Genomic DNA, 23,105 nt, shown 5'->3' with positions numbered 1-23,105 from the left:
GATTGACCGGCCTATCCCGGCAAGTTCTTCAGGAAAGGCGCGACCGCGTCAACAAAAGCCTCGGGCTGATCGATGTTGACGGCGTGTCCGGCGGCGGGGATCACGACCTTTTGTGCGCCGGGGATCTTTGCCGCCATGTAGTCGGACGCCGCCAGGAACGGCGTGTCGTCGGCGCCGACCACGATCAGCGACGGCACCGTGATGTCGGGCAATAGCTCGATCACGCGCGCGTCGCGCTGGGTCAGCATGCCGCGTGCGGCGAGCGCCAGCCCGTCGGCGTTGCGATGGCTGGCGGTGGCGCGCTCGCGCGTCGCCGATTTGAGGACGTCAAGGCCTTCGCGGTCGAGCCTGTCGGCGGTGGCAAGCGCGCGCGCGTTCCAGGCCTCGCGCGCATCGTCTTTCTTGAAGCCCGGGCCAGTGTCGATGATCAGCAGCGCGCGGGCGCGCTGTGGGTAGGCGCGATAGAACGCAAGCGACATGTAGCCGCCGAGCGAGAGACCCCCGATGATGGCGCGCTCAGTGCCGACAGCATCGAGGATCGCCGCCATGTCGCCGACCGTGAGTGCTTCACTGTAGGCGTCGGGATCATCGGGGTAATCGGACTGGCCGTGGCCGCGCATGTCCCACAGCACGAGCTTGTGGTTTTTCGCGAGCGCATCGATTTGCCCATGCCACATCGCCGATGTCGATGAATAGCCGTGAGTGAGCAGCAACGGCGGCCCCTCACCATGAACCTCGTAGTAGATTCCGACGCCGTCTCGATCGATCCTTGGCATTGCTCCCGCCCTGTTGTTTCTGGTTTCGTCGCCGCGATAACGGTGCACCCTCTCCCCTTGTGGGAGAGGGTGGCTTCGCGCAGCGAAGCCGGGTGAGGGGTTCTCCCCTCACAAACAGTCTCGCGAGCCGAGAGATACCCCTCATCCGGCGCTTCGCGCTGAGCAACCGGCGACATGGGTAACAGTTCAAACCGACGACATGGGTAACACAATTCTCGTTTCGTTCAGGCCTGCTGTTGTTGGGGCTGTGGACCCTGGGGGCAACGCGCAGCGTTGTCCCCAAGGTCCACAGCGCTTTGGCGTTCTTAATTGATCCGCCCGATAAGCAATGGTGCCGAGCGTGACCGGGCCGTAGGTGACCGTTTGGCCATCCTCGGACGCCACCAAGCCTACGGGCTCGCATGTCGGATGCGCTTGCCGTTGTGTCCAGTGGCTGCACCGCGTCCTTGGCGCGGCGCACAACGAGCAAGTGCAGAGCTGGTTTTTTCGACCCATTCCAAATTGCATTTGCCTCCGCGCGTTAACGCGATCATGCTCGCCGTCAAGGTCGACGCCAGCCCGGTGGGCGTCCGCCGCACAAGTTGCCGCCGTAAGCGGCTTCATGCACCGGCAGGGGAAGACGCCTATGCCAACACTCACCATCAACGGGCGGAGTCTGTCCGTGGATGCGGCGAACGACACGCCGCTCCTCTGGGCGATCCGCGAGCAATTGCAGATGACCGGCACCAAGTTCGGCTGCGGCGCCGGGCTGTGCGGTGCCTGCACCGTGCACGTCAACGGCGAAGCCGTGCGTTCGTGCCAGACCATGGTCGGAGACGTCGCCGGCAAGAAGATCACCACCATCGAAGGCCTCTCCGCCAAGGGCGATCATCCCTTGCAGAAGGCGTGGATCGCCGAGCAGGTGCCGCAATGCGGCTATTGCCAGTCCGGGCAGATCATGCAGGCAGCCTCGCTGCTGTCGAAGAATCCCAATCCGACCAAGGAAGAGGTCGTCGCTCACATGGATGGCAATCTCTGCCGCTGCATGACCTATTCGCGGATCCAGAAGGCGATCATGCGGGCCGCGTCCGAGATGCGCACCGCATCCACGGCCACCGAACGGAGGCCCACATGAATAAGCACGTGAACAACGTCGTCCCAGAGGCGACCGATCTCAGCCGCCGCTCCTTCCTCGTCGGCACCGCCGCGACGGGTCTCGTGCTCGGTTATTCCGGCGTGCCCGGCATCAGCGACGCGCTTGCGGCGCCTTCGAACTTCGAGCCGAGCGTCTGGTATGCGATCTCGCCGGACGGTCTCGTCACCGTGACCTGCGGCAAGGCCGATATGGGCCAGCATATCGCCTCCACCATGGCGCAGATCGTCTGCGAGGAACTGGGCGCGAAGTGGAGCGACATGCGCGTGTCGCTTGCCTCCAACGACCCGAAGTTCAATGATCCCGTACTGGGCGCGCAGATCACCGGCGGCAGCTGGTCGACGATGATGAACTTCGACGCCATGAGCCGCGCGGGCGCCGCGGGCCGCATGGCACTAACGGAAGCCGCGGCTGCCGCCATGGGTGTGCCGGCCTCGGAGCTCGTGGTGCGCGATTCCATGATCGTGCATCCGAAGTCGAAGAAGCAAATGTCGTTCGCCGATGTGGTGAAGAGCGGCAAAGCGACCAAAACCTTCACGCCGGATGAGCTGAAGGCGATCAAGCTGAAGACGCCGGATCAATACACCATGATCGGCGTGTCGGTGCCGCAGCTCGACATCCCCTCAAAGACCAATGGCACGGCAAAGTACGGGATCGATGTGATGTTGCCGGGCATGGTCTATGGCGCGGTGGTCACGCCTCCGGTGCGCTTCGGCGCCACGGTGACATCGGTCGACGACAGCGGCGCCAAGAAGGTGCCGGGCTTCATCAAGGCCGTCACGCTCGACGACAAGACCGGAACGACGTCGGGCTGGGTCGTCGCGGTGGCCGGCACCTACGCCAACGCCAAGAAGGCGGCGCAAGCGCTGAAGATCGCCTATGACAATGGTCCGAACGCCAAGCTGTCGAGCCAGTCGCTGCTCGATGAAGCCAAGCGGCTTCAGATGTTAGAGGATTCCGGCCAGTTCTTCGTCAAGGACGGCGATCCCAATGCAGCCCTCGGTTCGGCGGCCAAGGTGGTGGAGGCCGAATACACCACCAGCATCAACATCCACGCGCCGCTGGAGCCGATGAACGCCACAGCGGAGTTCAAGGGCGACATCCTGCACATCTATTCCGGCAACCAGTTCGCGACGCGCTCCGGCGCGATCGCTGCAGGTGCAGCCGGGATCGATCCGAAATTCGTGGTCATGCACCAGATGTGGCTGGGCGGCGGCTTCGGCCGGCGTCTCGATGCCGACATGATGATTCCGGCGGTGCAGGCGGCAAAGGCGGTCGGCAAGCCGGTGAAGGTGATCTATTCGCGCGAGAACGACATGACGATGGATTTCTCGCGCCCGCTTACCTATCAAAAGGTCAAGGCCGGCGTGGACGGCGATGGCAAGCTCATTGCGATCAGCCACGACGTGGTCTCGGCCTGGCCGACCGCGCGCTGGGGAATCCCCGACTTCCTGACGCCGTCGGTCGACAAGAAGGGCCCGCTCGATTCCTTCACGGTGAATGGGGCCGACTTCTTCTACACCGTGCCCAACCATTATGTGCGCGCGATCAAGAACGAGCTCGCGCACAACGCCACGCCGTCCGGCCAGCTCCGTTCGGTGGCGCCGGGCTGGACCTTCTGGGCGGTCGAAAGCATGATCGACGAGATCGCGGCGGCCACGGGCAAAGACCCCGCGCAGTTCCGCATCTCGCTGCTCGATGGCGCCGGCAAGAACGACGGCGGCGCGCAGCGGCTGCGCAACACGCTGCTCGCCGCGATGGGACTGTCCGGCTATGGCACCAAGCAGCTGCCGAAAGACGAGGGCATGGGTGTGGCCTGTGTATCGTCGCAGGAGCGTGCGACTGCGAGCTGGACGGCCTGCGTCGCCCATGTCGCGGTGGCGCCATCGGGTGAGGTGACGGTGAAGAAGCTCACGGTCGCAACCGACGTCGGCACCCAGGTGCATCCCGACAACATCCGCGCCCAGGTCGAGGGTGCGGCGCTGTGGGGCCTGTCGCTGGCGATGTACGAGAAGGCGACACTCAAGGACGGTGGCATCGAGCAGACCAATTTCGACAGCTATACGCCCTTGCGCATGAGCCAGACGCCCGAGGTCGCCGTCGCCGTGATCGCCAACGGCGAGAAGGCAACTGGCGTCGGCGAGCCCGCGGTGACGGTGGTGGCGCCCGCCATCGGCAATGCCATCTTCAACGCCTCCGGCGCCCGCGTCCGGGCGCTGCCGATCACGGCCGAAGCCGTGAAGGCGAGCATGAAGGCGTAAGGCTGGCCAAGACAGCTTGAGACGATCCGCCGGAGGGCAACCTCCGGCGGATTTGTTTTGGCGCCGCCTCCACACTGTCGCTGTCAAGCCGGGCGATGACAGCGGAGGGTGTGGCTATGGCGCCCAAAATTCCCCTTATTCCTCAATGGCCCGCTACTGTGCATGGGGTTGTTTTTCGACTTTTTTGTTTCAGCCGCCCCACAGCGGAAATTCCTCAAATTGCCTCCAATTGCGCAGGGTTCCATTGAGGACGCCTCTTAAGGGCCAGAGAACCTGATCCGGCTTAGGCTTAAGGCCAATACGCACGTGCTCTCGGTACCCTTTTGGGGAAGTCATGAACGCCTCAGCCAAACCTGCCGCCAAACGCCGGCTTCTGCTCGCTTCCGACCGGAGCGACGAGAGCAGCGAGCTCGTCAGCATCCTGAAAGCGGTCGGCGAGGTCTCGACGGTGACGACCCAGGACATCCCCGACAGGCCGTCGCGGGATCTCTCCGGCCTCGTCGTCGACATCAATCTGCGCTCGCCCGAGAGCGTGCAGCGGGTGCGCAACAAGCTGCGCGGCGACGCCTATCGGTCGATGCCGCGCCTGTTCGTACTCGCCGATGCCCTCCACCACGGCACCATGCAGGCCTGGGCGCTGGGCGCCACCGACACCATCTCGCGCCCGCTGCAGGCGGACGCCATCCTTCAGCGCATCCGCTCAGCGTTCCCGGACACCGCCCTCTATGACGCGACCGACCGCGGCAAGACGCTCAACCGCGGCGTCGAGGCGGCGCATGCCGTCCTGGCAAAGATGTTCGAGAAGCTTCCGCTCGGCGTGCCCCTGACCTTCGACGACGTCATTGCCGCCGAGAGCAAGATTCTGAAAGCGATCAAGCACTCCTCGTTGCGCGAATGGCTCACCACGGTCGGCTGTCACCATGTCGGCAGCTATCGGCATTGCCTGTTCGTCACCGGCTTTGCCGTCGCCTTCGCGCAGCATCTCGGCATGCGCGAGGACGACCAGCGCCGCCTGACTCGCGCCGCGCTGCTGCACGACGTCGGTAAGGCCTTCGTTCCCTCCGCACTGCTCGACAAGCCCGGCAAGCTCACCGACGAGGAGATGACCGAGGTGCGCCAGCATCCCCGCCGTGGCTATGACGCGCTCGCCGCGCAAGGCGGCTTCCCGCCGGAGATGCTCGACGTGGTGCTGCATCATCATGAATTCCTCGATGGCTCCGGCTATCCCAACGGCCTGTCGTCGAACCAGATCAGCGACATCGTGCGGCTGACGACAATCGTCGACATCTACGCCGCTCTCGTGGAGAAGCGCGCCTACCGCATGCCATTCACCCACTCGCGTGCGTTCACGATGATGGAAGGCATGGGCGGCAAGCTCGACCAGCAGCTGTTGCAGGCGTTCCGCCCGGTGGCGCTGGGATCGTTCTAAGCGAGACGCTGCAATTCCAGAGGCGCGCGGCCTGCTTACCCTCCCCTCCAGGGGAGGGTGAAGTCACTCCACCATCTTGCGCAGCTCCGCCTTCGCCACCTTCTCCAGCGTCGAGCGCGGCATGTCGTCCACGAACCTGATCTCGCGTGGCACCTTGAAGTCGGCGAGGCCGGCGCGGCAGGCCGCCATCACGCGATCATGCAGATCGCGTACCGCACCGGCGACGCCGCCCTGCGGAATGATGAAGACGACCGGCACCTCGTCCAGCATCGGATGCGTCTTCGCCACCACCGCCGCCTCGCGCACGCCGGGAACGAGCGCGATCACCTGCTCGATCTCGGAGGCCGCGACGTTCTCGCCGCCGACCTTCAGCATGTCCTTGGCGCGGTCGCCGAACTTGATGTAGCCGTTCGCCAGCCGTTCGACACGGTCGCCGGTAAGGAAGAAGCCGTGCTCGTCAAAACTCTCGCGCGTCGCCTTCTCGTTGTGCAGATATTCGGCGAACAGCGATAGACCGGGGATGCCCTTGATCGAGAGATTGCCGGTGCCGCCGACTTCCGTCGGCCGGCCGTCGTCATCGGTGATGCGGATCTGGTACTCCGGCGCGGCGCGGCCGATCGACATGGGTATGTTGGGCTGGTCGACCTCGCCGACGATGCCGTGGGTGATGGTCTCGGTCATACCCCACCAGCCGATGATCTTGACGCCGAACGCGGCGAACGCCGGCGGCTCGTTGATCGCGCTGCCCCACAGGCGGAATTTGTGATCGTGCGGGATCTCCTGCTCGAGCAGCGCTTTCATGCAGAACGGAATCGTCGAGGTCCAGGTCGCGCCGTGCTCGCGCGCGACGTGCCAGAACCGGCTGGCGGAGAAGCGCGGTTGGATCACGCAAGTGGCGCCGACCCACAGCGTCGCCAGCATGGAATAGGCCAGCGCGTTGGTGTGGAACAGCGGCAGGTAGGTCTGGTGCACGTCGCCGGCATGAAGGTCTTCATGCGCGGCGTTGATCTTGGCGCCCCACAGTGTGTTGGCGTGGGTCCACAGCACCGCCTTGGGGCGCGACGTCGTGCCCGATGTGTACTGCACGCTGCACGGCGCGAGCGGATCGGGGGCGCGCCTGGGACGGTCGGCACTGTCGGCGAACAGGGATTCAAAACTGTCGCCGCGTGCGACCGCTTGCGCAGGCGCTGTGCCCGCATCGTGTGAGGTCACCGCCATCCAGCGGATGTTGCGGCAATTCTGCGCGACGACTTCCGCATAGGACGGCTGAGTGATCGCGGCGGCCGCGCCGCAATGATCGGCGAAGTACGCGATCTCGGCTGGCGCCGAGCGGGTGTTGGTGGTCACCGCGATTGCGCCCAATTCGACGCAGGCGAACCAGGCCAGCATCGCCTCGATGCAATTGTCGAGATGGATGAGCACATATTCGCCGGGCTTGACGCCGCGCTTGGCGAGGCCCGCCGCGAGCGCGCCGACCCGCTCGTGAAACTCGCCATAGCTCCAGCGCCGCGCCGGCGCATCGAACGGCGCCCAGATCAGGAACGGATGTGAGTGGCGCACCTCGGCGCGCAGCTTCAGCAGCCAGGGCACGTCGAGCCCGTCGAAAGGGCCTATGATCCCGGCGGCGGTCTGTGGATTGGTCATGTGTCCTCCCGTGCAGCCCTGCATCTTGATGGCGGCTGTCTTTGGATGATTGCGTCTTCCTGCCATTGGACAGCGCGGGGAGCAACTCGGCGGGGCGGCATGGAACAGCCAGCGCTCGCTCTCTCGACGAGCGCGCCCTATTCCGCGTAAGACGAGATCTCGATCAAGCTGCCGTCGGGATCCCGGCAATAGACCGAGCGCAGCGTGCCGCGGGCACCTTGCCTCGGGCCCGGCCCTTCCTCGATCGCAACGCCGTGCGCCTGCAAATGCGCCATCACCTCTTCGGGCGTGGAGGAGGTGAGGAAGCACAGATCCTCGCTGCCGGCGGTCGGGTGGTCCGCGGTGAACCACTCCACCTTATCGCCATCGCGCGGCCGCACGTTGATCTTCTGGTCACCAAATACGAGCGAAGTCCGCGGCGCTTTGCCGCCGCCGGGGTCGAACACCTTGACTTCCATGCCGAGATTCCTGCGGTACCACTCCGCAGTCACTGCGACATCGGCGACATTGATCACGAGATGATCCAGGGCATGAACCTTGACCGGCATGTCTTATCCTTTCGTCGTGATGCGCCCCGTGCACTTTCCGCCTGCGGCAAGCTTTGTTACAACCGCGCCGACGCCACTTTCAAGATATCCGTCTTTCAAGAACAACACTGGGAGAACCCTTGAGATGATCACTCGCCGTACCGCGCTGGGCCTGCTCGCCGCCAGTCCGCTTGCAGCCGCCCCGCTGTCCAAGGCCCTTGCCGCCGATTATCCGGCCCGTCCGGTGAAATGGGTGGTCGGCTATCCGCCGGGCGGGGCCACCGACATCCTGGCGCGGCTGATCGGCCAGCGGCTGTCGGAAAGGCTAGGCCAGCAATTCGTGATCGAGAACAAGCCGGGCGCCGGCAACAATATCGCCACCGAATCGGTCGTCAACGCCGAGCCCGACGGCTACACGCTGCAGCTGGTCAACCCGGCCAACTACATCAACGCCTCGCTCTATACCAACCTGAAGTTCAACTTCGTGCGCGACATTGCCCCGGTCGCCTCGTTCCAGCGTGTGCCGAATGTGATGACGGTCAACAAGGACGTGCCGGCCAAGACCGTCGCCGAGTTCATCGAATATGTGAAGGCCAATCCCGGCAAGGTGAACATGGCCTCGTCCGGCAACGGCACCTCGGTGCATCTGTCCGGCGAGATGTTCATGGCCATGACCGGCTGCAAGATGCAGCACGTGCCGTATCGCGGCGCGGCGCCCGCGATCACCGACATGCTCGGCGGCCAGGTGCAGGTGATCTTCGACAACATGCCCTCGATCATCCAGCACATCCGTTCCGGCAGCTTGCGTGCAATCGGCGTCACCACCACGGAACGCTCTGCGCAATTGCCCGACGTGCCCGCGATCGCCGAGACCGTCAAGGGTTATGAGGCCAGCGCGTTGTTCGGTATGGGCGCACCCAAGAACACGCCCAAGGAGATCATCGCCAAGCTCAACAATGAGGTCAACGCGCTGATGAAGGAGCCCGACATGACCAAGCGTCTGGTCGAGCTCGGCGGCGAGCCGCGGGTGCAGACGCCCGAGGCGTTCGGTGAGGAGATCAAGGCCGAAACCGAGAAATGGAAGAAGGTCGTCGAGTTCGCCGGCCTGAAGGTCGAGTAGATATCTTGTGATCAACGCGCTTGAAGCCCTGCCGTCCGGCAGGGCTTTTTTCTTACGCGCGCTACACTCGATCTGGAATAAATTGGCGCGACCAAACCTGATGAGGATGGTGGCGTATCTCACGCCAGCAGGAGAGGAGTTGGATCATGCGCAATATCCGATTGGCGCTGCTGACGCTCGGCGTGACGGTCCTTGCCGGTTTCGCCGCCATTCCTCCAGCCGCCGCGCGCGACTATCCCTGGTGTGCCCAGGGCGGCGAGTATGACTATCCCGGTGAATGCGCCTACAGCACCTATGAACAATGTCAGGCCAGCGTCTCCGGCCGGCTGCTGTTCTGCGATCGCAATCCCCGTTTCGGCTACGGCCAGCTGCAGCCGCTGCAACCGCAGCCGCGGGTGCACCGCAGGCGGGCCGTCGCGCCGTACGAGCCGCGCCCCACGTCCCACTGACCGCTGCCTGATCACGCGCTCGTGCAGAACCGCGTGCGGGCTTTCTCGCTTGACGCGTCACCGTTCGCGGCTATACTAAACCTAATGGTTAAGTATCAGGACGAGACGCTGGACCGGACCTTTGCGGCGCTATCCGACCCGACGCGGCGTGCCCTGCTGGCGCGGCTCGGCGAGCAGGACGCCCTGTCGGTGAGCGAGCTGGCCGCACCGTTCCCGATCTCGCTGCCGGCGATCATGAAGCATCTCGACGTGCTCACGGATGCGGGTCTGATCGTGCGGGAGAAGACCGGGCGAACGGTCGCCTGCCGGCTCACCGCGCAGCCGATGGAGCAGGCGATGAACTGGCTCAATCGCTACGCCCAATTCTGGTCCGACAATCTCGATCGCCTCGCCGCCTTTGTGGAGGAAGAGACATGGCCAACGCAGCCGCCGCCGAATGCTCAACCGAACGCCCAAAGGAAAGTCCAAGCCTCACGCTCACGCGCCGGCTCCGCGCGCGGCCGGAAAAGGTCTACGCGGCCTGGACGCAAGCCGAGCAGCTAGCGCAATGGTTCGGGCCGCCGAACATGAAGCCGGCGACGCTTCGGGCCGAGCTCGACGTTCGCACCGGCGGCAGCTTTCGCATCGGCTTCACCCGTGACGACGGCGAATATTTCGAGGCCGGCGGTACCTATCGCGACGTCGTGCCGAACGAGCGGCTGGTCTTCACCTGGGCCTGGCATTCGACGCCGGAACGCGAATCGCTGGTGACGATCACGCTGAAGCCGGACAGCGCCGGCACCTTGATGGTCTTCCATCATGCCCAGTTCTTCGACGAAACCGCCCGCGACAATCATTTGCGCGGCTGGAGCTCGTTCTTCGACAAGCTCGACGCCTTCGTCGGCTCACCCCGATCAGAGGAGGATACCATGCAGCAACATCAGATCGTCTCGCGCGAGCAATGGATCGCCGCCCGCAAGGTTCATCTGGCCCATGAAAAGGAGCTCACTGCCGCCCGCGAGCGTCTGGCCGAGGAGCGCCGTGCATTGCCCTGGGTCAAGGTCGACAAGAACTACGTGTTCGACGGACCGAACGGCAAGCTGACGCTCGGCGATCTCTTCAAGGGCCGGCCGCAGCTCGTGGTGCAGCACGTGATGTTCGCACCCGATTGGGACGCCGCCTGCAAGAGCTGCTCGTTCTGGGCCGACGGTTTCGAGCGCATGGTGCCGCACCTGGCGGCGCGCGACACCAGCATGGTTGCGATCTCGCTCGCGCCTGTTGCCAAGCTCGACGCGTTCAAAAAGCGGATGGGCTGGACCTTCGACTGGGTCTCCTCGGGAAGCAACGACTTCAACTACGATTATGAAGTCTCGTTCACGCGCGAACAGATCGACAAGGGCGTGCCGAAGTACAATTTCGGCACCACGCCGTTCTATGGACCCGAGCTGCCCGGCATCAGCGTGTTCTTTCGCAACGAGGCGGGCGAGATCTTCCACACCTACTCATGCTTCGCCCGCGGCCTCGATATGATGAATGCCGCCTATCAGTACCTCGACCTTACGCCGCTCGGCCGTCACGAGGACGGTTTGCCCTATCCGATGGACTGGGTTCGCCTGCGCGACGAGTACGAACCGCAGGCGGCGAAGGAGGCGTGCTGTCACGGCTGAGAGGCCGCCTCGTTCAGCCATGTCGTCCTGGCTTTCGTCGGGACGATGGCGGCGTGTGGGACGCCGCCAGCCGCCGTTCTACCGCTTCGCGTCGGCCTGCTCGGTCGCATTGCACGAGATCAGCATCGTGTAGGCGCGGGCATTGCCGGCGATGTCGGTGGTCTTGAGCTCGCCCTTCGGCTCGGCGGTCTGGTAGGGCACCACGGAATTGTCGAGGAAATCGCGTAGCGCGCCGGTTTTGATGGCGAAGTTGATGTTCTCGGGAATATCGCCGGTCGCAGCGGCGATGCGCAATCCGGGGATCTTGCCGGTGACCACGCCCACGATCTGGCCGGTGGTGTCGAACAGCGGGCCGCCACTATTGCCGGGTTGCACGGGTGCACTGATTTGCAGAAAACGCGTGTCATTGCGCATGCCGCTGAGCGAGCTCACGATACCGGTCGTCACGGTGAAGTCCGAGCTGAGCAGTCCGTGGTAGGGAAAGCCGATCGCGACGACGGAATCGCCGGAGTGAAACGAGCGGTCGCGGATCCGGGCAAAGTCCTTGAATGCCGTCGGCGACGGCGCCTGAAGGAGAGCAAGATCATTGTTGGCGTCGGTCGAAACGACGCGCAGCACCATTGCGGCCTCGCCGGTGAGATTGCCCCTGATGTCGCCGACGCAGCCATTGATCACGTGATTGTTGGTGACAACATGCCCGCTGGCGCTGACCACAAAGCCGGTGCCGCTCCTGGCCCTGGCAACTTTGCTTCCAGCCGGCGGAGACGCCTGCTTCTCCGCCGTGGCCGCCGGCTTGGCCGCACCCTTGGTGAAGTCGCCGGCCTTGTCGAGCCCGTCGGCCTTCACCTTGCTCACGCAATTGGCCAATGCCGCGATGACCGGCCCGGTCGATGTCAAATCGAAATTCAGTACGGCGCGGCCGGCTGTTGCCACCATAAGGCTCGCCTTTTGAAACGTACGCACGACATTGAGCGGCATAATGGCCGTGAGCATGTTGGACTGATACGCCGTAGCGTACAGCCTAGCTTGCTCCTGCCCGTCAAAGGTCACGTCGATCGCGGCGTTCTCGCCCTTGTTGAAGCGGTAACCGGGACTCGCAAAGGCGAGCGACCAGGTGCCGGCGGCGTTTTGGCTGACGACGAGGATGACGCCGTTCGCATAGGGCGTCGTCGCAGCGCAATGGGAGAAGCCGCCCGTTTGGTCATTGCTGAAGGCGCCGCCGATCCAGTTGCCGACATTGACGGAGCCGAACGGTCCCGCCGCACGCGCGGCGTTGATGACACCCACTTGCAACAAAGACGCAACGACAAACGATTTAAGCCACATACCAGCCCCCGGGAATGCTTTGGCTGCATCTTAGCCGTGGCGGGATCGGCAACGCAACCGGCAGTTGCCCGCGCGGACAAGATCTCCTTGCCGCGACATTCGGGCTTGCCTTTACTTTGCAGTGCCATATACTTTGCAATACAAAGCGGCGGGAATGATCCCGGGAAGCATGAGCGGAACGAGATTTTGGCATTGCCAATGCGCGATCTCGACAAGGCACTGGCCGATATCGTGGCGATCCGCAGCCAGATCGCGGCGGGCACCGCGTTCCGCGGCTACGGCCCGGCGACTATGGCGGCGACAGGTGCCGTCGCGCTCATCACTGCGATCCTGCAATTCTGGCTGATCGGCGATCCCACCAGCCAGCCGCTCGCCTTCTTCACCGGCTGGTTCATTGCCGCCGCGCTCTCCGGCCTCCTGATCGGGATCGAGATGCGCGCACGCTCGCGCCGCCATCATTCCGGTCTTGCCGATGCCATGATCTACCAGGCGGTCGAGCAGTTCCTGCCGGCAGGCGCTGCCGGCGTGCTGCTTGCGGTGGTGATGTGGAAGTTCGCGGCCGAAACGCTGTGGCTGTTGCCCGGCTTGTGGCAGATCCTGGTGTCGCTCGGCATCTTCGCCTCCGTCCGCACGCTGCCGCGCACCGTCGCGCTCGTTGGCGCCTGGTATTTCGTGTCCGGCTTTGCGGTGGTGACGCTGGCGAGCCAGACCAAGATGCTGTCGCCATGGACCATGGGTCTGCCCTTCGTGATCGGACAGTCGGTGATGGCTGCCATTCTGTATTTCGCATCCGGAGACCATGATGTCGAAGTCTGACAGCGCGCCCTTCTCCTATGAGGGGCTTGATCGCGTCATCCACGAGAAGGCGAGGCTCGGCCTGCTGACCTCGTTGATGGCGCACCCCAAGGGGCTGGCATTCGCCGACCTCAAGCAGCTCTGCGGCCTCACCGACGGCAATCTCAGCCGGCACATCGCCGTGCTCCAGGAGGCCGGCCTCGTCGAGGTGACCAAGGGTTATGAGGGCAATCGCCCGCACACGACCTGTCGTCTTACCAAGTCCGGCCGCCGCCGTTTCCTCGATTATCTCGCCGTGCTCGAACGCCTCGTGCGCGACGCCGCCAAGGCCGCCGGCCGCGAGGCCCCGCCGCTCGGCCGTCTCGGCTTCGCTTCGGCTTGATCCCCTTTTTTGACCGGAGACTTTGTAATGCAAAGTAAGCCTGTGTTCGACGACAAGCTTCACGTTGGCATCATCATGGACGGCAACGGTCGATGGGCGACGCGGCGCGGCCTGTCGCGCCTGCGCGGCCACGAGGCCGGCGTCGAGACCATCCGCCGCATCGTCGAGGCCGCGCCAAAGCAGGGCATCGGCACGCTGACGCTCTACGCCTTCTCCACCGACAATTGGCGAAGGCCCAAGGCCGAGGTCGCCGCGCTGATGACGTTGCTGCGCTTCTATCTTTCCAATGAAGTGCAGAGCCTGGTCAAGAACGGCGTGCGCCTAACCGTGATCGGCCGTCGCGACCGTCTGCCCGACGGCATCGCCAGCGCGATCGCGCGTGCCGAAGAGGCGACCGCCCATGGCAGCACGCTGCATTTGCGCATCGCCGTCGACTATTCCGCGCGCGATGCCATCCTCAATGCCGCGGCCAAGGCAGCGGCGCTGACCAGCCTCACCCGCGAGGCGTTCTCGCAACTGGTCACCGGCGAGGCCAGCCTGCGCGACGTCGATCTCATCATCCGCACCTCGGGCGAGAAGCGGCTGTCGGACTTCCTGCTCTGGGAAGGCGCCTATGCCGAGCTGCACTTCACAGAGCGGATGTGGCCCGAATTCGACGCGGGCGATCTCGCCGAAGCGCTCGCTGCTTTCCACGGCCGCGAACGCCGTTTCGGCGGCCTCCAGGCGATCATGCCCGAGGAGTGCCCGCGCTCTCGCGAGCATGATGGGACGCGCGTGATCGATCTTGGCCTGAGACGATCGCCGGCGGTGCCATGATCATCGGTGCGAGAGCACGCTGCGGCACGCATGGCGACCGGGTCGCGCAGGACTGGACCAGATCATCGAATTCTGATCTCGTGACGCACCCTCAACCGCTCTTGTCCGCATGACCTCCTTCAAGACCATTCGTGCCCGCGCCGAGAAACGCAAGGGTGGGCCCAAGGCGCTGGAGAAGTTGATGCCGGCAAGACCAGACCTCAAGCGGCTGGCGAAGCTCGGCGACGACCGCATCCTCGCCGAGATGACGAGACGGGTGTTCTGCGCCGGCTTTGCATGGAGCGTGATCGAGTCGAAATGGACCGGTTTCGAAGCCGCCTTCCTGCATTTCCAGCCGGCCAAGCTCAGCTTCCAGCCCGAGGATTATTGGGAAGGCCTGCTGCGCGATACACGCATCGTACGCAATGGCGCCAAGATCATGTCGGTGCGCGACAATGCCGCTTTCGTGCAGGAGATCGCGAAGGAGCACGGCAGCTTCGGCAAGTTTCTGGCGAAATGGCCATCGTCCGACGAGATCGGCCTGCTCGATCTCCTCACCAAGCGCGGCAGCCGGTTAGGGGGCAACACCGGCCAGATGCTGCTGCGCTTCGTTGGCTGGGACGGTTTTGTGACCTCCAAGGACGTTGTCGCCTGCCTGCGCGGTGCAGGTCTCGACATTGCCGAAGAGGTGAGATCGAAGGGTGATCTCGCCAAGGTGCAGGCGCAATTCAACGCCTGGGCCGAGGAGACCGGCCTACCCTACACCTATCTATCACGCATCTGCGCGCTGTCGTCCGGCGGAGACCGGAGCGAGTAGCGGGTTAGTGGAAGGCCGTCGGGTCGCTGGATCGTGTGGTTCCTGTGGCGATCTCGTGCCGCGAGCGCGGCAGATGCGGCGCGCGATCACGAAATACATTTCTCAGGAACAATTGTGCGCAGCACTTGTTCGGACGTTTGAGCCAGGCGCATCGAGGCAGGGAACGTCCGCTCTGGCTCAGCTCAACGAAACCCGACGTGACAGAACGGAGCAGCTCATGAAGCTCACATCCGAACAGGTGAAGCAGACCGTCAACCAACTCGGCGCTCAGGTGCTGCCCGACGAGCATCCGGCCATGCCGCAGCTCAACAGCATGTTCGGCGAGCACACCTTCTTCGTCGACGAGATGGGCCTCAAGGTCCTCGAACCCACACCGTCGCTCGGCGCCGACCGCCAGAGTGGCGAGGTCGTCAGCCTCGCCGATTGGGGCGATTCCGACCTGACCCGCCTCATGGCGCACGAGCCCGAGCCGACCGGCGTGATCGTGGTGTTCGAGCACGTGAGGCATTGATCGGCCCGAGCGGATCGACTTTCATGGGTGGCGGGATTTGAAAAAATTCCGTCACCATCAGTCGCGCGCGAGCGCTCTATGCCCAGGCGGCTCCAAGGTGGTCGCAGGAAACTGGAATCTCGATGGCGATCTGAGTTCCCGGACCCGCCTTGCTCTCGAGGCGCAAGCGCCCGTTGAGCGATGAGACAACCAAATTGAACGCGATGTGGAGCCCCAGGCCGGCGTTGCCACGCTGCCGGCTGGTCGTAACGAACGGATCGAAGATGTGAGCCTGCAATGGCTCGGGGATTCCGATGCCTTCATCGGCGCAGACCAGGCGGACTGACGTCGGGTCCGGTTGGCTAACGGTGATGACAAACCTGCCGCCTCTCTTGTCAGGGTACGCGTGCGCGGCACTGTTGAGAGCGAGATTGCTGATCACCTGAGCGAGCGCTCCGGGATAGCTGTTGAGCGTGATTCCGGCCGGGCATTGCACGTCGACCGTCAGGGCGTGGTGCGACAATAGCGGCCCGAGTTTGGACATCAACTCTGACAGCCAATCCTTGAGCTCGAAGGTGCGCCGGTCCTCATCGGCTTGATGCACCGCGACCTGCCTGAAACTATGCACCATTTCGGATGCGCGGTGCAGGTTATCGAAGGTCAGACCGAGCCCCTGCTTGAGCCTGTCAATTCCCTTGGTCAAATCGGATCGCCGGACCGACACTCCACCTAATGCCTCAGCCATTGCTTGGAGATCAGTCTGCATGGCCGTCGAGGTCGTCAAGGCCAGGCCGAGCGGGGTGCTGACTTCGTGAGCGACGCCTGCCACCAATTGTCCGAGCGAGGCGAGCTTTTCTGCCTGCACAAGGTGCTCCTGGGCCGCACGTAGATCGCGCAGCGATTTCTCCGAGCGTTCTTTTTCCCGTTGCAGCGCCTCGGACGTTCGGAATTGCTTTCGCGCCCGGTACTCGCGCGCCGCTACGGCATAGAGCGACAATGCGTAAGCGTTTCCGACGAGAGAATGATTGATGAATCGCAGGCCCGTCGGCATCGCCAGCGCGAACGTCTCGGCCACCAGCAGCGCCACCCAGGAGAGCAAACAGAAAATAGCCAGCGAACCGATCCGCAACGGCAGCATGGTCGAGACGAACAGGATGATCATCATCATGCCCGGAGCGGCAAACGTGAAGCCCGACGGCAGGACGAGATAAATGCTCGGCAGGATACAGCCGGGAATGACACAATAGACCAGGAAGATCGTCTCGGCCCACGGCTTCATCCATCGCCGTGACAGCAGCGCGGTCAGTGGTAGCAGCACGAACAGAGCCGTGCCGCCGCGGATGGCCAGCGTGGTCGGAACGACTTCGGGGTAGAGCACCCAATCCCAGATGGTGTAGCCGGCATAGGTGGCGGCACCGAGCAGCATCGCGATCTGCGTCCACCCGAGATTGCCCCGGACGTATTGGTCGACAAACCGCCGCTCCTCGATGCGGTCTTCGAAGCGCAGTCCAAGGCGTATCAATAGGGCAAGCATTCCAACATCAATCGCGAAAAGTCGTGTTTTGCTGTCTCTACGACAGGTTTGGAGGCGCGTCGCGGACAAAGATGTCGCGTTTGCCGGGATCCCCGCCGGTCTCGTTCAAATGCCCAATGTCAGCTGCGGCTGCGCATCGTCCCCGGCCTGGAGCGAAGACAGCGAGACCCCCAGCAGCCTGACGCGCTTGGGCAGCGGCATCTCGATTTTGAGCAGGCCGCAGGCCAGCCGCTCCAGTTCGTCTCGTCCCGCAACCGCCCCCGGGACGGACCTGCTGCGCGTGATGATCTCGAAGTCGGCAAACTTGATCTTCAGAGTGACGGTGCGGCCGCGGTTGCCGGTGGCCTCGCAATGGTGCCAGACCTTGTTAACGAGAGGTCTGAGCTCGGCGACCAGCGCATCGAATTCGGTGAGATCGCTTGAGAACGTGTTCTCAGCGCCGATGGACTTGCGGATCCGGTCGGCCCGGACTGGACGTTCGTCCACCCCGCGTGAGATCCAATAATAGTACGCGCCCGACTTGCCGAAATTCGCATTCATGAACTCCAGCGTCTGGTTGCGGATGTCGAGACCGGTGAACATGCCGAGCGCGTTCATCTTCGCGCGCGTCGCCGGGCCTATCCCGTGGAACTTGCCGACGGGCAGCGTCTCGACGAACGCGGGTCCCATCTCTGGCGAGATCACGAACTGGCCGTTGGGCTTGCGATGATCGGAGGCGAGCTTCGCCAAAAACTTGTTGTAGGAGATGCCCGCCGACGCGTTGAGGCCCGTCTCGGCCTTGATCTTCTCGCGGATGCGCAGGGCGATGTCGCGCGCGAGCGGAATGCCTTGCAGGTTTTCGGTGACGTCCAGATACGCTTCGTCGAGCGACAACGGCTCGATGATGGGCGTGTGTTCGGCAAAGATGTCGCGGACTTGCCTGCTGATTGCCTTGTAGACCTCGAAGCGCGGCTTGACGAAGATCAGATCGGGGCACTGCCGCTTCGCAGTCACGGATGGCATGGCAGAGCGAACACCGAACTTGCGTGCTTCATAGCTGGCGGCCGCGACGACGCCGCGTTCCGCAGAGCCTCCGACTGCGACCGGCTTTCCGTGCAGGTCCGGATTATCGCGCTGCTCCACGGACGCATAGAAAGCATCCATGTCGATATGGATGATCTTGCGGATGGGCGAGGCTTCGCCGGTCATCGTGTCGGATCCGGTCATGGAAGGATAATACATTTGAGAGACGTCAAGCGCGAGATGATGGACGTTTCAGTTGTCGCTCTTCGTCGCCACCGGGGCCGGCATCGTCTGGCTGAACTCAGCCGCATGGCCCGACGCTGCGCGACGCTCTGGAATGTATCGGATCATCAACCGGCAATCTCACGCTTGTGAGTGGCGAGCGCGGGCCTGCAATCTAATATAAGCCCGCGGAGGACAGCCAATGCAATACAGCTCCGAACTCATTCAGACGATGCGGCAGGCGCTGGAGGCCGTGATGGCGAGCGTACCGGCCGATCAGTCGGTGTTCGGCCTGAAAGCGGCCGTAGCGGAATACATCTTGAAGGCTGCGGCACATGGTCAGACGTCATATGACGGGCTGGTCTCGTCCGCCTCCGACCAGATCCAGACGATCGTCTCGATGCTGACCTAAGCGCCGGCATGAAAACGGCGACAAGGCTGGCGCACCCGACACGATTCGAACGTGTGACCTTTGCCTTCGGAGGGCAACGCTCTATCCAGCTGAGCTACGGGTGCAGTGAGGCTTCATGTAGCCGATTGGCGAGGGGCGGGCAACCGCTTCTCACCGGCTCGCGATTAAGCCGATTTGCGCCGGACCGGGGCCGGAACCGGCTCGTCCTCCCGGGCAAGGTCGGCGAATTCGGCGAGCAGCCGTTCGGCGCAGATGACGCGGTTGCGGCCGAGCCGCTTCGCCGCATAGAGCGCCTGATCGGCCGCGCCGAGCAGCCGGTCCGGCCCGCCATCGGCTTCGCCGGGAATGTGGCTCGCGACGCCGACGCTGAGGGTGACGTGGTCGCCGGCGCCAGTGGCGCCATGGGCGATCCGCAAGCTCATGACAGCGCAGCGGATCTCGTCGGCGACGACGCAGGCGGCGTCGCAAGTCGTGTCGGGCAGGATCAGCGCGAACTCCTCGCCGCCATAGCGGCTGGCAAGATCGAGCGGCCGCACGGCGTGCCGGCTGACGGCAGCGGCGACCGCGCGCAGGCATTCATCGCCGGCCTGATGGCCGTGGCGGTCGTTGAACAGCTTGAAATGGTCGACGTCGACGAACAGCACTGCCAGCGGCTTCTGCGTGCGCTGGGCGCGGGCCCATTCGCTCATCAGCATCTGGTCGAAGGAGCGGCGGTTCGACAGGCCGGTCAGCCCATCCTTGGTGGCGAGCTCCTTCAGCGCCATCTCGGCGCGCTTCTGGTCGGTGAGGTCGCGCAGCGTTTCCACCACGGCGATCAGTTGGCCGGCCTCATCGTGGATCGGGCCGGCGTCGATGGCGAGATAGAGCTGGCTGCCTAGCTTCGGCATCACGCACCAGTTCTCCGCGGAAAAGCCGAGGCCGTTATGACCGCGCGCCGCATATTCCGAATAGAACTCGGGCAGCTGCTCCGGACGGTCGAGAGCGACCAGGTCGGCGAGACAGGGACGCTTGGTCTCGTAGAAGGCCTGCCAGTGCTTATTGGTGCCGATCACCTCCGAGGCGGCGACGCCGGTCAGCCGCTCGCAGGCACGATTCCAGATCACGACGCGGCGCTTCGGGTCGATCACGAAAGTCGGCACCACAAGATGCTGCATCAGCCGCACCGCGTAGGAGTCCGCGACATCGACGGTCTTGGAAGGACTCTTTGACTTCGTCATCACGCCACCGCCGCCACCGGTGCGGCATCGCCTGTGCGAAACAGTTTTCGCACCTCGCTGGCCGGCTTCGGCGCGCTGAAAAGATAGCCCTGCATTTCCGTGCAGCCGAGCTTGCGCAGCATCTCGCGCTGGGCTTCGGTCTCGACGCCTTCGGCGACCGTGGTCATGCTGCTGGCGGCCGCGATGTTCACCACGGCCTGCACGATGACCGGCGCACCGTTCGTCTCCGCGATGTCGGCGACGAAGCAGCGATCGATCTTGATCTTGTCAAACGGGAAGCGCTTCAGATAGCTCAGCGAGGAATAGCCGGTGCCGAAATCGTCGAGCGCGATGCGCACGCCGATGGCGCGGAGCTGGTGCAGGATCGAGAGCGCCGCCTCGTCGTCGCGGATCAGCACGGCCTCGGTGATCTCGAGCTCGAGCCGGCGCGGGTCGAGCCCGGAGGCGGCGAGCGCGCCGGCGATCCGCAACGCCAGCGTGTCGCATTTGAGCTGCACCGGCGAGACGTTGACCGCAACCCGCACATGCGCCGGCCAGGTCGCGGCCTCGTTGCAGGCCATGCGCAGCACCCAGTCGCCGAGCTCGTTGATCAGGCCGGTGTCCTCGGCGATTGGAATGAATTCGGCGGGCGACACCATGCCGCGCTCGGGATGGCGCCAGCGCAGCAACGCTTCGCAGCCGGAGACCTCGCCCGAGCGTAGATCGACCAGCGGCTGGTAGTGAATCTCGAAGCCGCCGTTCACCAGGGCCTGGCGCAGATCCTGCTCCATGGTCAGACGCGCCTTGGCGCAGGCGTCCATCTCCGGCTCGAAGAAGCGGTGGGTGCGACGTCCTTCGGCCTTGGCGCCGTACATCGCGAGGTCGGCATTCTTGATGAGCTGATCGAGATCGGAGCCGTCCTGCGGTGCCAGCGCGATCCCGATGCTCGCGTCGGTGGAGAGCTGATGGCCCAGACAGTGATAGGGCTGCCGGATCGCTTCGTACATCCGCGTCACGAACGACACCACGTCGGCGGAGGACTGGATCCCGGTCTGGATGACCGCGAATTCGTCGCCGCCGAGCCGCGCGATCAGATCGCCCTGCTTGAGGCAGCCGCGGAGACGGCCCGCGATTGCCTTCAACAGCTCGTCGCCGACATGGTGGCCGAGCGAATCGTTGATGCCTTTGAACTCGTCGACGTCGATGTAGAGCAGCGCGAACTGCCCGCCGCCGGCGACCTCCGCCAGCTCGCGTTCGATCTGCTCGCGAAACAGCGTGCGGTTCGGTAGATCAGTCAGCGCATCGTAATGCGCCATGTGCGCGATCTTCTCGTCGGCGCGACGCCGCTCGGTGACATCATCGATGACATGAATGAGATAGCGCGGCTCGCCGGCTTCGTCACGGATGCCGATCCGGGTCGAAGTAATGTAGCGAAGCCCCATGCCTGGCATCTGCCAGGGGTGTTCGTCCTTGAACAATCCCTTGGCCGATTTCAGCGCGCTGCTGTCATCTTCGGTGATACGGGCGGCAGGCGCCTCAGGGAAGATGTCGAAAGCGGTCTTGCCGACGACATCCTGGCGAGACTGGCCGAACAGTTGTTCGGCGACGCCATTGAGCAGCAGATATTGCCGCGTGCGCGCATCCTTCACCGTGATCTGCGAGGGAATGTGGTCGATGATCTCGCGCAGGAAGGTGTGGTTGCGGTCGCGCTCCTGCTCCAGGTTGCGACGCTCGGTAATGTCTTCGATCGTGGCAACCCATCCGCCTTGCGCCAGTGGCGTGTTGATGACCTGGAATGCGCGGCCGTTGGCTAGCTGATGAGTTCGCGTGGAGACCGTGCCTTCCGCCGCGATCCGCATGACCTCGGCGCAAAATTCCTCGACATTGCCATCGAACGCGCCGCGCTCCTTGCGGTGATACATCGCCTCGCGGATGTGGCAGCCGGGTTTGATGACGTCGTGCGAGAGACCGAACATGTCCGCGTAGCGGCGGTTGCAAATGACGATATATCCGGCGGCATCGTACAGGATCAGCCCCTGCGACATGTTGTTGAGGGCAGTGTCAAGCCGCTGCCGCTCCAATTCGATTCGCTCCTGGGCCTCGCGGCTCTGCCGGTTGATCTGCCGGATGATCAGATACAGGATCAGCGCGATCATAGCGGCCGAAAGCGTCGCGGTCGTGACCATGAAGCCGGTCTGCTGCCGCCAGTCGGCAAGCGCAGCCGACATCGTATTGGTCGCGACGATGACCAGCGGAAAATGATTGAGGGACGCGGCCGAGCCGAGCCGCTCCTCGCCGTCGATCGGACTCCTGACGCGAAGCGTGTGCTGACCGCCATTGGTCAGCACCTTCCGCATCAGCGGGGCATCCTTGAAGCTCCGTCCGATCAATTCTTCGACGTGCGGATAGCGCGCCAGCATCTTGCCTTCGCGATCGAACAGCGAGATCGCCGTCCCCTCGGCAAGCGCGACAGATGCAAAATATTGCCGGTAGCTGTCGGGATCAATTCGCCGGACCATCGCGCCGAGGAAGGAGCCGTCGGCGCCGTTCAGCCGCCGCGCGACGACCGTGGTCCATTTACCAATGATGTAGCTGCGGACGGATTCCAGGATGACCGGCTCGGCCTTGGGATCGGATTTGAACGACTGGAAGTAGGCGCGAGAAGAGATGTTGATCTTCGGCAGCGGCTGGGCCCGCGACCAGTTGATCAGCTCGCCGTCGGCGTCGTAGATCGCGATGTCGCCAAGATTGGACACCGAACTGATCTTGCTGCGTAGCATCTGGTTCGTCGCGAGCCCGGACATGTGCTCGCGGAACATCGCGGGCGAGCTGATCTCCGGCAGGTTCATCTGCGCGATTACATCGGTGGCGACGACGTCGGAATCCTCGAATTGCTGATCGAAGTGTCGAGCGATCAGTTGCACGGTGTTTTCCAGCTCGCGTTCGCGGTTGGCCAGGGTTCGCTCGCGAAACTCGCCGACGGCCATGGCGGTCACGGTGAAGATGCCCGCGACCAGCAGCACGCCGCACAGGGTCAGCCACAGCACTGGCCCGCGCCGAATGGCCGCCCTCCGGCCGTTGCTCGCGGCCTGCGACATTCCGGCAGCGATCGTTGCAAATACCTGGCGCATTCCCCCTCCCGCAACAGCA

Annotated in this window: 21 protein-coding genes, 1 tRNA gene and 1 pseudogene; 14 read left to right on the top strand and 9 right to left on the bottom strand. The window is 63.9% G+C overall.

Features of this window, described 5'->3' with window-relative positions; translation table 11 throughout:
- Positions 1-11: 11 nt before the first annotated feature.
- The gene (locus IVA78_RS17775) at positions 12-776 is read right to left on the bottom strand and encodes an alpha/beta fold hydrolase (RefSeq protein WP_247466731.1); all 765 of its coding nucleotides are present in this window, start codon (positions 774-776) and stop codon (positions 12-14) included.
- Positions 777-1,401: 625 nt separating this feature from the next.
- On the opposite strand from IVA78_RS17775, the gene IVA78_RS17770 reads away from it, so the two are divergent.
- The 3 genes from IVA78_RS17770 (at position 1,402) to IVA78_RS17760 (ending at position 5,598) form a co-directional block, all read left to right on the top strand.
- Positions 1,402-1,890, top strand: coding sequence for a (2Fe-2S)-binding protein (locus IVA78_RS17770; protein ID WP_247282023.1), 489 nt, complete (start codon positions 1,402-1,404; stop codon positions 1,888-1,890).
- Positions 1,887-4,169, top strand: a complete 2,283-nt coding sequence (locus IVA78_RS17765; protein WP_247282022.1) for a molybdopterin cofactor-binding domain-containing protein — start codon at positions 1,887-1,889, stop codon at positions 4,167-4,169. The genes IVA78_RS17770 and IVA78_RS17765 overlap by 4 nt, the downstream gene beginning before the upstream one ends.
- Before the next feature lie 334 nt (positions 4,170-4,503).
- Positions 4,504-5,598: an HD domain-containing phosphohydrolase gene (locus IVA78_RS17760; RefSeq protein WP_247282021.1), complete on the top strand. Its 1,095-nt coding sequence runs from the start codon at positions 4,504-4,506 to the stop codon at positions 5,596-5,598.
- 63 nt (positions 5,599-5,661) lie between these two features.
- On the opposite strand, the gene IVA78_RS17755 is transcribed toward IVA78_RS17760, so the two are convergent.
- Positions 5,662-7,242 carry an ATP-dependent acyl-CoA ligase gene (locus tag IVA78_RS17755; protein ID WP_247282020.1) on the bottom strand — a complete coding sequence of 527 codons (1,581 nt, stop codon included), beginning with the start codon at positions 7,240-7,242 and terminating at the stop codon, positions 5,662-5,664.
- Positions 7,243-7,379: 137 nt separating this feature from the next.
- Positions 7,380-7,790 carry a VOC family protein gene (locus IVA78_RS17750; RefSeq protein WP_247282019.1) on the bottom strand — a complete coding sequence of 137 codons (411 nt, stop codon included), beginning with the start codon at positions 7,788-7,790 and terminating at the stop codon, positions 7,380-7,382.
- Positions 7,791-7,914: 124 nt separating this feature from the next.
- Between IVA78_RS17750 and IVA78_RS17745 the strand changes: the two genes are divergently transcribed.
- The 5 genes and pseudogenes from IVA78_RS17745 to IVA78_RS17725 all read left to right on the top strand — a co-directional run bounded on the left by IVA78_RS17745 (position 7,915) and on the right by IVA78_RS17725 (position 10,984).
- A complete protein-coding gene (locus tag IVA78_RS17745; protein ID WP_247282018.1) occupies positions 7,915-8,889 on the top strand; it encodes a tripartite tricarboxylate transporter substrate binding protein in 975 nt (324 codons plus the stop codon).
- Between the two features lie 146 nt (positions 8,890-9,035).
- Positions 9,036-9,338, top strand: a complete 303-nt coding sequence (locus tag IVA78_RS17740; protein WP_247282017.1) for a DUF3551 domain-containing protein — start codon at positions 9,036-9,038, stop codon at positions 9,336-9,338.
- An 84-nt stretch (positions 9,339-9,422) separates the two neighbouring features.
- Entirely contained in the window at positions 9,423-9,881 is a 459-nt protein-coding gene (locus IVA78_RS17735) for a metalloregulator ArsR/SmtB family transcription factor (RefSeq protein ID WP_247282016.1), read from the top strand.
- Positions 9,882-9,892: 11 nt separating this feature from the next.
- Positions 9,893-10,159 (top strand): annotated as a pseudogene (locus IVA78_RS17730) (SRPBCC domain-containing protein); the annotation flags it as partial.
- Between the two features lie 87 nt (positions 10,160-10,246).
- Positions 10,247-10,984 carry a DUF899 domain-containing protein gene (locus IVA78_RS17725; protein WP_247282058.1) on the top strand — a complete coding sequence of 246 codons (738 nt, stop codon included), beginning with the start codon at positions 10,247-10,249 and terminating at the stop codon, positions 10,982-10,984.
- A 78-nt stretch (positions 10,985-11,062) separates the two neighbouring features.
- On the opposite strand, the gene IVA78_RS17720 is transcribed toward IVA78_RS17725, so the two are convergent.
- Positions 11,063-12,310, bottom strand: coding sequence for a serine protease (locus IVA78_RS17720; RefSeq protein WP_247282015.1), 1,248 nt, complete (start codon positions 12,308-12,310; stop codon positions 11,063-11,065).
- A gap of 198 nt (positions 12,311-12,508) precedes the next feature.
- On the opposite strand from IVA78_RS17720, the gene IVA78_RS17715 reads away from it, so the two are divergent.
- The 5 genes from IVA78_RS17715 (at position 12,509) to IVA78_RS17695 (ending at position 15,610) form a co-directional block, all read left to right on the top strand.
- The gene (locus IVA78_RS17715; protein ID WP_247282014.1) at positions 12,509-13,126 is read left to right on the top strand and encodes a hypothetical protein; all 618 of its coding nucleotides are present in this window, start codon (positions 12,509-12,511) and stop codon (positions 13,124-13,126) included.
- Entirely contained in the window at positions 13,113-13,487 is a 375-nt protein-coding gene (locus IVA78_RS17710) for a transcriptional regulator (RefSeq protein ID WP_247282057.1), read from the top strand. The genes IVA78_RS17715 and IVA78_RS17710 overlap by 14 nt, the downstream gene beginning before the upstream one ends.
- Positions 13,488-13,514: 27 nt before the next feature.
- Complete coding sequence (locus tag IVA78_RS17705) at positions 13,515-14,303, top strand: di-trans,poly-cis-decaprenylcistransferase (RefSeq protein ID WP_247418271.1); 789 nt, start codon at positions 13,515-13,517, stop codon at positions 14,301-14,303.
- Between the two features lie 109 nt (positions 14,304-14,412).
- The gene (locus IVA78_RS17700) at positions 14,413-15,099 is read left to right on the top strand and encodes a DNA-3-methyladenine glycosylase I (protein WP_247466728.1); all 687 of its coding nucleotides are present in this window, start codon (positions 14,413-14,415) and stop codon (positions 15,097-15,099) included.
- Between the two features lie 217 nt (positions 15,100-15,316).
- Positions 15,317-15,610 carry a hypothetical protein gene (locus IVA78_RS17695; protein WP_018319488.1) on the top strand — a complete coding sequence of 98 codons (294 nt, stop codon included), beginning with the start codon at positions 15,317-15,319 and terminating at the stop codon, positions 15,608-15,610.
- Between the two features lie 76 nt (positions 15,611-15,686).
- Here IVA78_RS17695 and IVA78_RS17690 read toward each other — a convergent pair whose 3' ends face one another.
- The gene (locus IVA78_RS17690) at positions 15,687-17,123 is read right to left on the bottom strand and encodes a HAMP domain-containing sensor histidine kinase (RefSeq protein WP_247282011.1); all 1,437 of its coding nucleotides are present in this window, start codon (positions 17,121-17,123) and stop codon (positions 15,687-15,689) included.
- Between the two features lie 105 nt (positions 17,124-17,228).
- Positions 17,229-18,329 carry a DNA polymerase IV gene (gene dinB / locus IVA78_RS17685; protein ID WP_247418284.1) on the bottom strand — a complete coding sequence of 367 codons (1,101 nt, stop codon included), beginning with the start codon at positions 18,327-18,329 and terminating at the stop codon, positions 17,229-17,231.
- A 220-nt stretch (positions 18,330-18,549) separates the two neighbouring features.
- Here dinB and IVA78_RS17680 point away from each other — a divergent pair, with 220 nt between their 5' ends.
- Positions 18,550-18,759, top strand: coding sequence for a hypothetical protein (locus tag IVA78_RS17680; RefSeq protein WP_247282010.1), 210 nt, complete (start codon positions 18,550-18,552; stop codon positions 18,757-18,759).
- Positions 18,760-18,786: 27 nt separating this feature from the next.
- On the opposite strand, the gene IVA78_RS17675 is transcribed toward IVA78_RS17680, so the two are convergent.
- From IVA78_RS17675 to IVA78_RS17665, 3 genes are all read right to left on the bottom strand, one after another.
- A tRNA-Arg gene (locus IVA78_RS17675) sits at positions 18,787-18,863 on the bottom strand.
- 60 nt (positions 18,864-18,923) lie between these two features.
- Positions 18,924-19,976, bottom strand: coding sequence for a diguanylate cyclase (locus tag IVA78_RS17670; protein WP_247282009.1), 1,053 nt, complete (start codon positions 19,974-19,976; stop codon positions 18,924-18,926).
- Positions 19,976-23,086, bottom strand: a complete 3,111-nt coding sequence (locus tag IVA78_RS17665) for an EAL domain-containing protein (RefSeq protein ID WP_247282008.1) — start codon at positions 23,084-23,086, stop codon at positions 19,976-19,978. The genes IVA78_RS17670 and IVA78_RS17665 overlap by 1 nt, the downstream gene beginning before the upstream one ends.
- Between the last annotated feature and the right edge of the window lie 19 nt (positions 23,087-23,105).

The sequence above is a fragment of the Bradyrhizobium sp. 137 genome (assembly GCF_023074095.1).
GTDB lineage: Bacteria > Pseudomonadota > Alphaproteobacteria > Rhizobiales > Xanthobacteraceae > Bradyrhizobium.
Note: the sequence above shows the minus strand (reverse complement) of the source record. Positions and strands in the feature narration are given on the sequence as shown.

What these genes read in the sequence shown, in the direction of transcription:
- IVA78_RS17775 (WP_247466731.1), bottom strand. Translation starts at nt 776, where the DNA reads ATGCCAAGGATCGATCGAGACGGCGTCGGAATCTACTACGAGGTTCAT.
- IVA78_RS17770 (WP_247282023.1), top strand. Translation starts at nt 1,402, where the DNA reads ATGCCAACACTCACCATCAACGGGCGGAGTCTGTCCGTGGATGCGGCG.
- IVA78_RS17765 (WP_247282022.1), top strand. Translation starts at nt 1,887, where the DNA reads ATGAATAAGCACGTGAACAACGTCGTCCCAGAGGCGACCGATCTCAGC.
- IVA78_RS17760 (WP_247282021.1), top strand. Translation starts at nt 4,504, where the DNA reads ATGAACGCCTCAGCCAAACCTGCCGCCAAACGCCGGCTTCTGCTCGCT.
- IVA78_RS17755 (WP_247282020.1), bottom strand. Translation starts at nt 7,242, where the DNA reads ATGACCAATCCACAGACCGCCGCCGGGATCATAGGCCCTTTCGACGGG.
- IVA78_RS17750 (WP_247282019.1), bottom strand. Translation starts at nt 7,790, where the DNA reads ATGCCGGTCAAGGTTCATGCCCTGGATCATCTCGTGATCAATGTCGCC.
- IVA78_RS17745 (WP_247282018.1), top strand. Translation starts at nt 7,915, where the DNA reads ATGATCACTCGCCGTACCGCGCTGGGCCTGCTCGCCGCCAGTCCGCTT.
- IVA78_RS17740 (WP_247282017.1), top strand. Translation starts at nt 9,036, where the DNA reads ATGCGCAATATCCGATTGGCGCTGCTGACGCTCGGCGTGACGGTCCTT.
- IVA78_RS17735 (WP_247282016.1), top strand. Translation starts at nt 9,423, where the DNA reads ATGGTTAAGTATCAGGACGAGACGCTGGACCGGACCTTTGCGGCGCTA.
- IVA78_RS17725 (WP_247282058.1), top strand. Translation starts at nt 10,247, where the DNA reads ATGCAGCAACATCAGATCGTCTCGCGCGAGCAATGGATCGCCGCCCGC.
- IVA78_RS17720 (WP_247282015.1), bottom strand. Translation starts at nt 12,310, where the DNA reads ATGTGGCTTAAATCGTTTGTCGTTGCGTCTTTGTTGCAAGTGGGTGTC.
- IVA78_RS17715 (WP_247282014.1), top strand. Translation starts at nt 12,509, where the DNA reads ATGCGCGATCTCGACAAGGCACTGGCCGATATCGTGGCGATCCGCAGC.
- IVA78_RS17710 (WP_247282057.1), top strand. Translation starts at nt 13,113, where the DNA reads ATGTCGAAGTCTGACAGCGCGCCCTTCTCCTATGAGGGGCTTGATCGC.
- IVA78_RS17705 (WP_247418271.1), top strand. Translation starts at nt 13,515, where the DNA reads ATGCAAAGTAAGCCTGTGTTCGACGACAAGCTTCACGTTGGCATCATC.
- IVA78_RS17700 (WP_247466728.1), top strand. Translation starts at nt 14,413, where the DNA reads ATGACCTCCTTCAAGACCATTCGTGCCCGCGCCGAGAAACGCAAGGGT.
- IVA78_RS17695 (WP_018319488.1), top strand. Translation starts at nt 15,317, where the DNA reads ATGAAGCTCACATCCGAACAGGTGAAGCAGACCGTCAACCAACTCGGC.
- IVA78_RS17690 (WP_247282011.1), bottom strand. Translation starts at nt 17,123, where the DNA reads ATGCTTGCCCTATTGATACGCCTTGGACTGCGCTTCGAAGACCGCATC.
- dinB (WP_247418284.1), bottom strand. Translation starts at nt 18,329, where the DNA reads ATGACCGGATCCGACACGATGACCGGCGAAGCCTCGCCCATCCGCAAG.
- IVA78_RS17680 (WP_247282010.1), top strand. Translation starts at nt 18,550, where the DNA reads ATGCAATACAGCTCCGAACTCATTCAGACGATGCGGCAGGCGCTGGAG.
- IVA78_RS17670 (WP_247282009.1), bottom strand. Translation starts at nt 19,976, where the DNA reads ATGACGAAGTCAAAGAGTCCTTCCAAGACCGTCGATGTCGCGGACTCC.
- IVA78_RS17665 (WP_247282008.1), bottom strand. Translation starts at nt 23,086, where the DNA reads ATGCGCCAGGTATTTGCAACGATCGCTGCCGGAATGTCGCAGGCCGCG.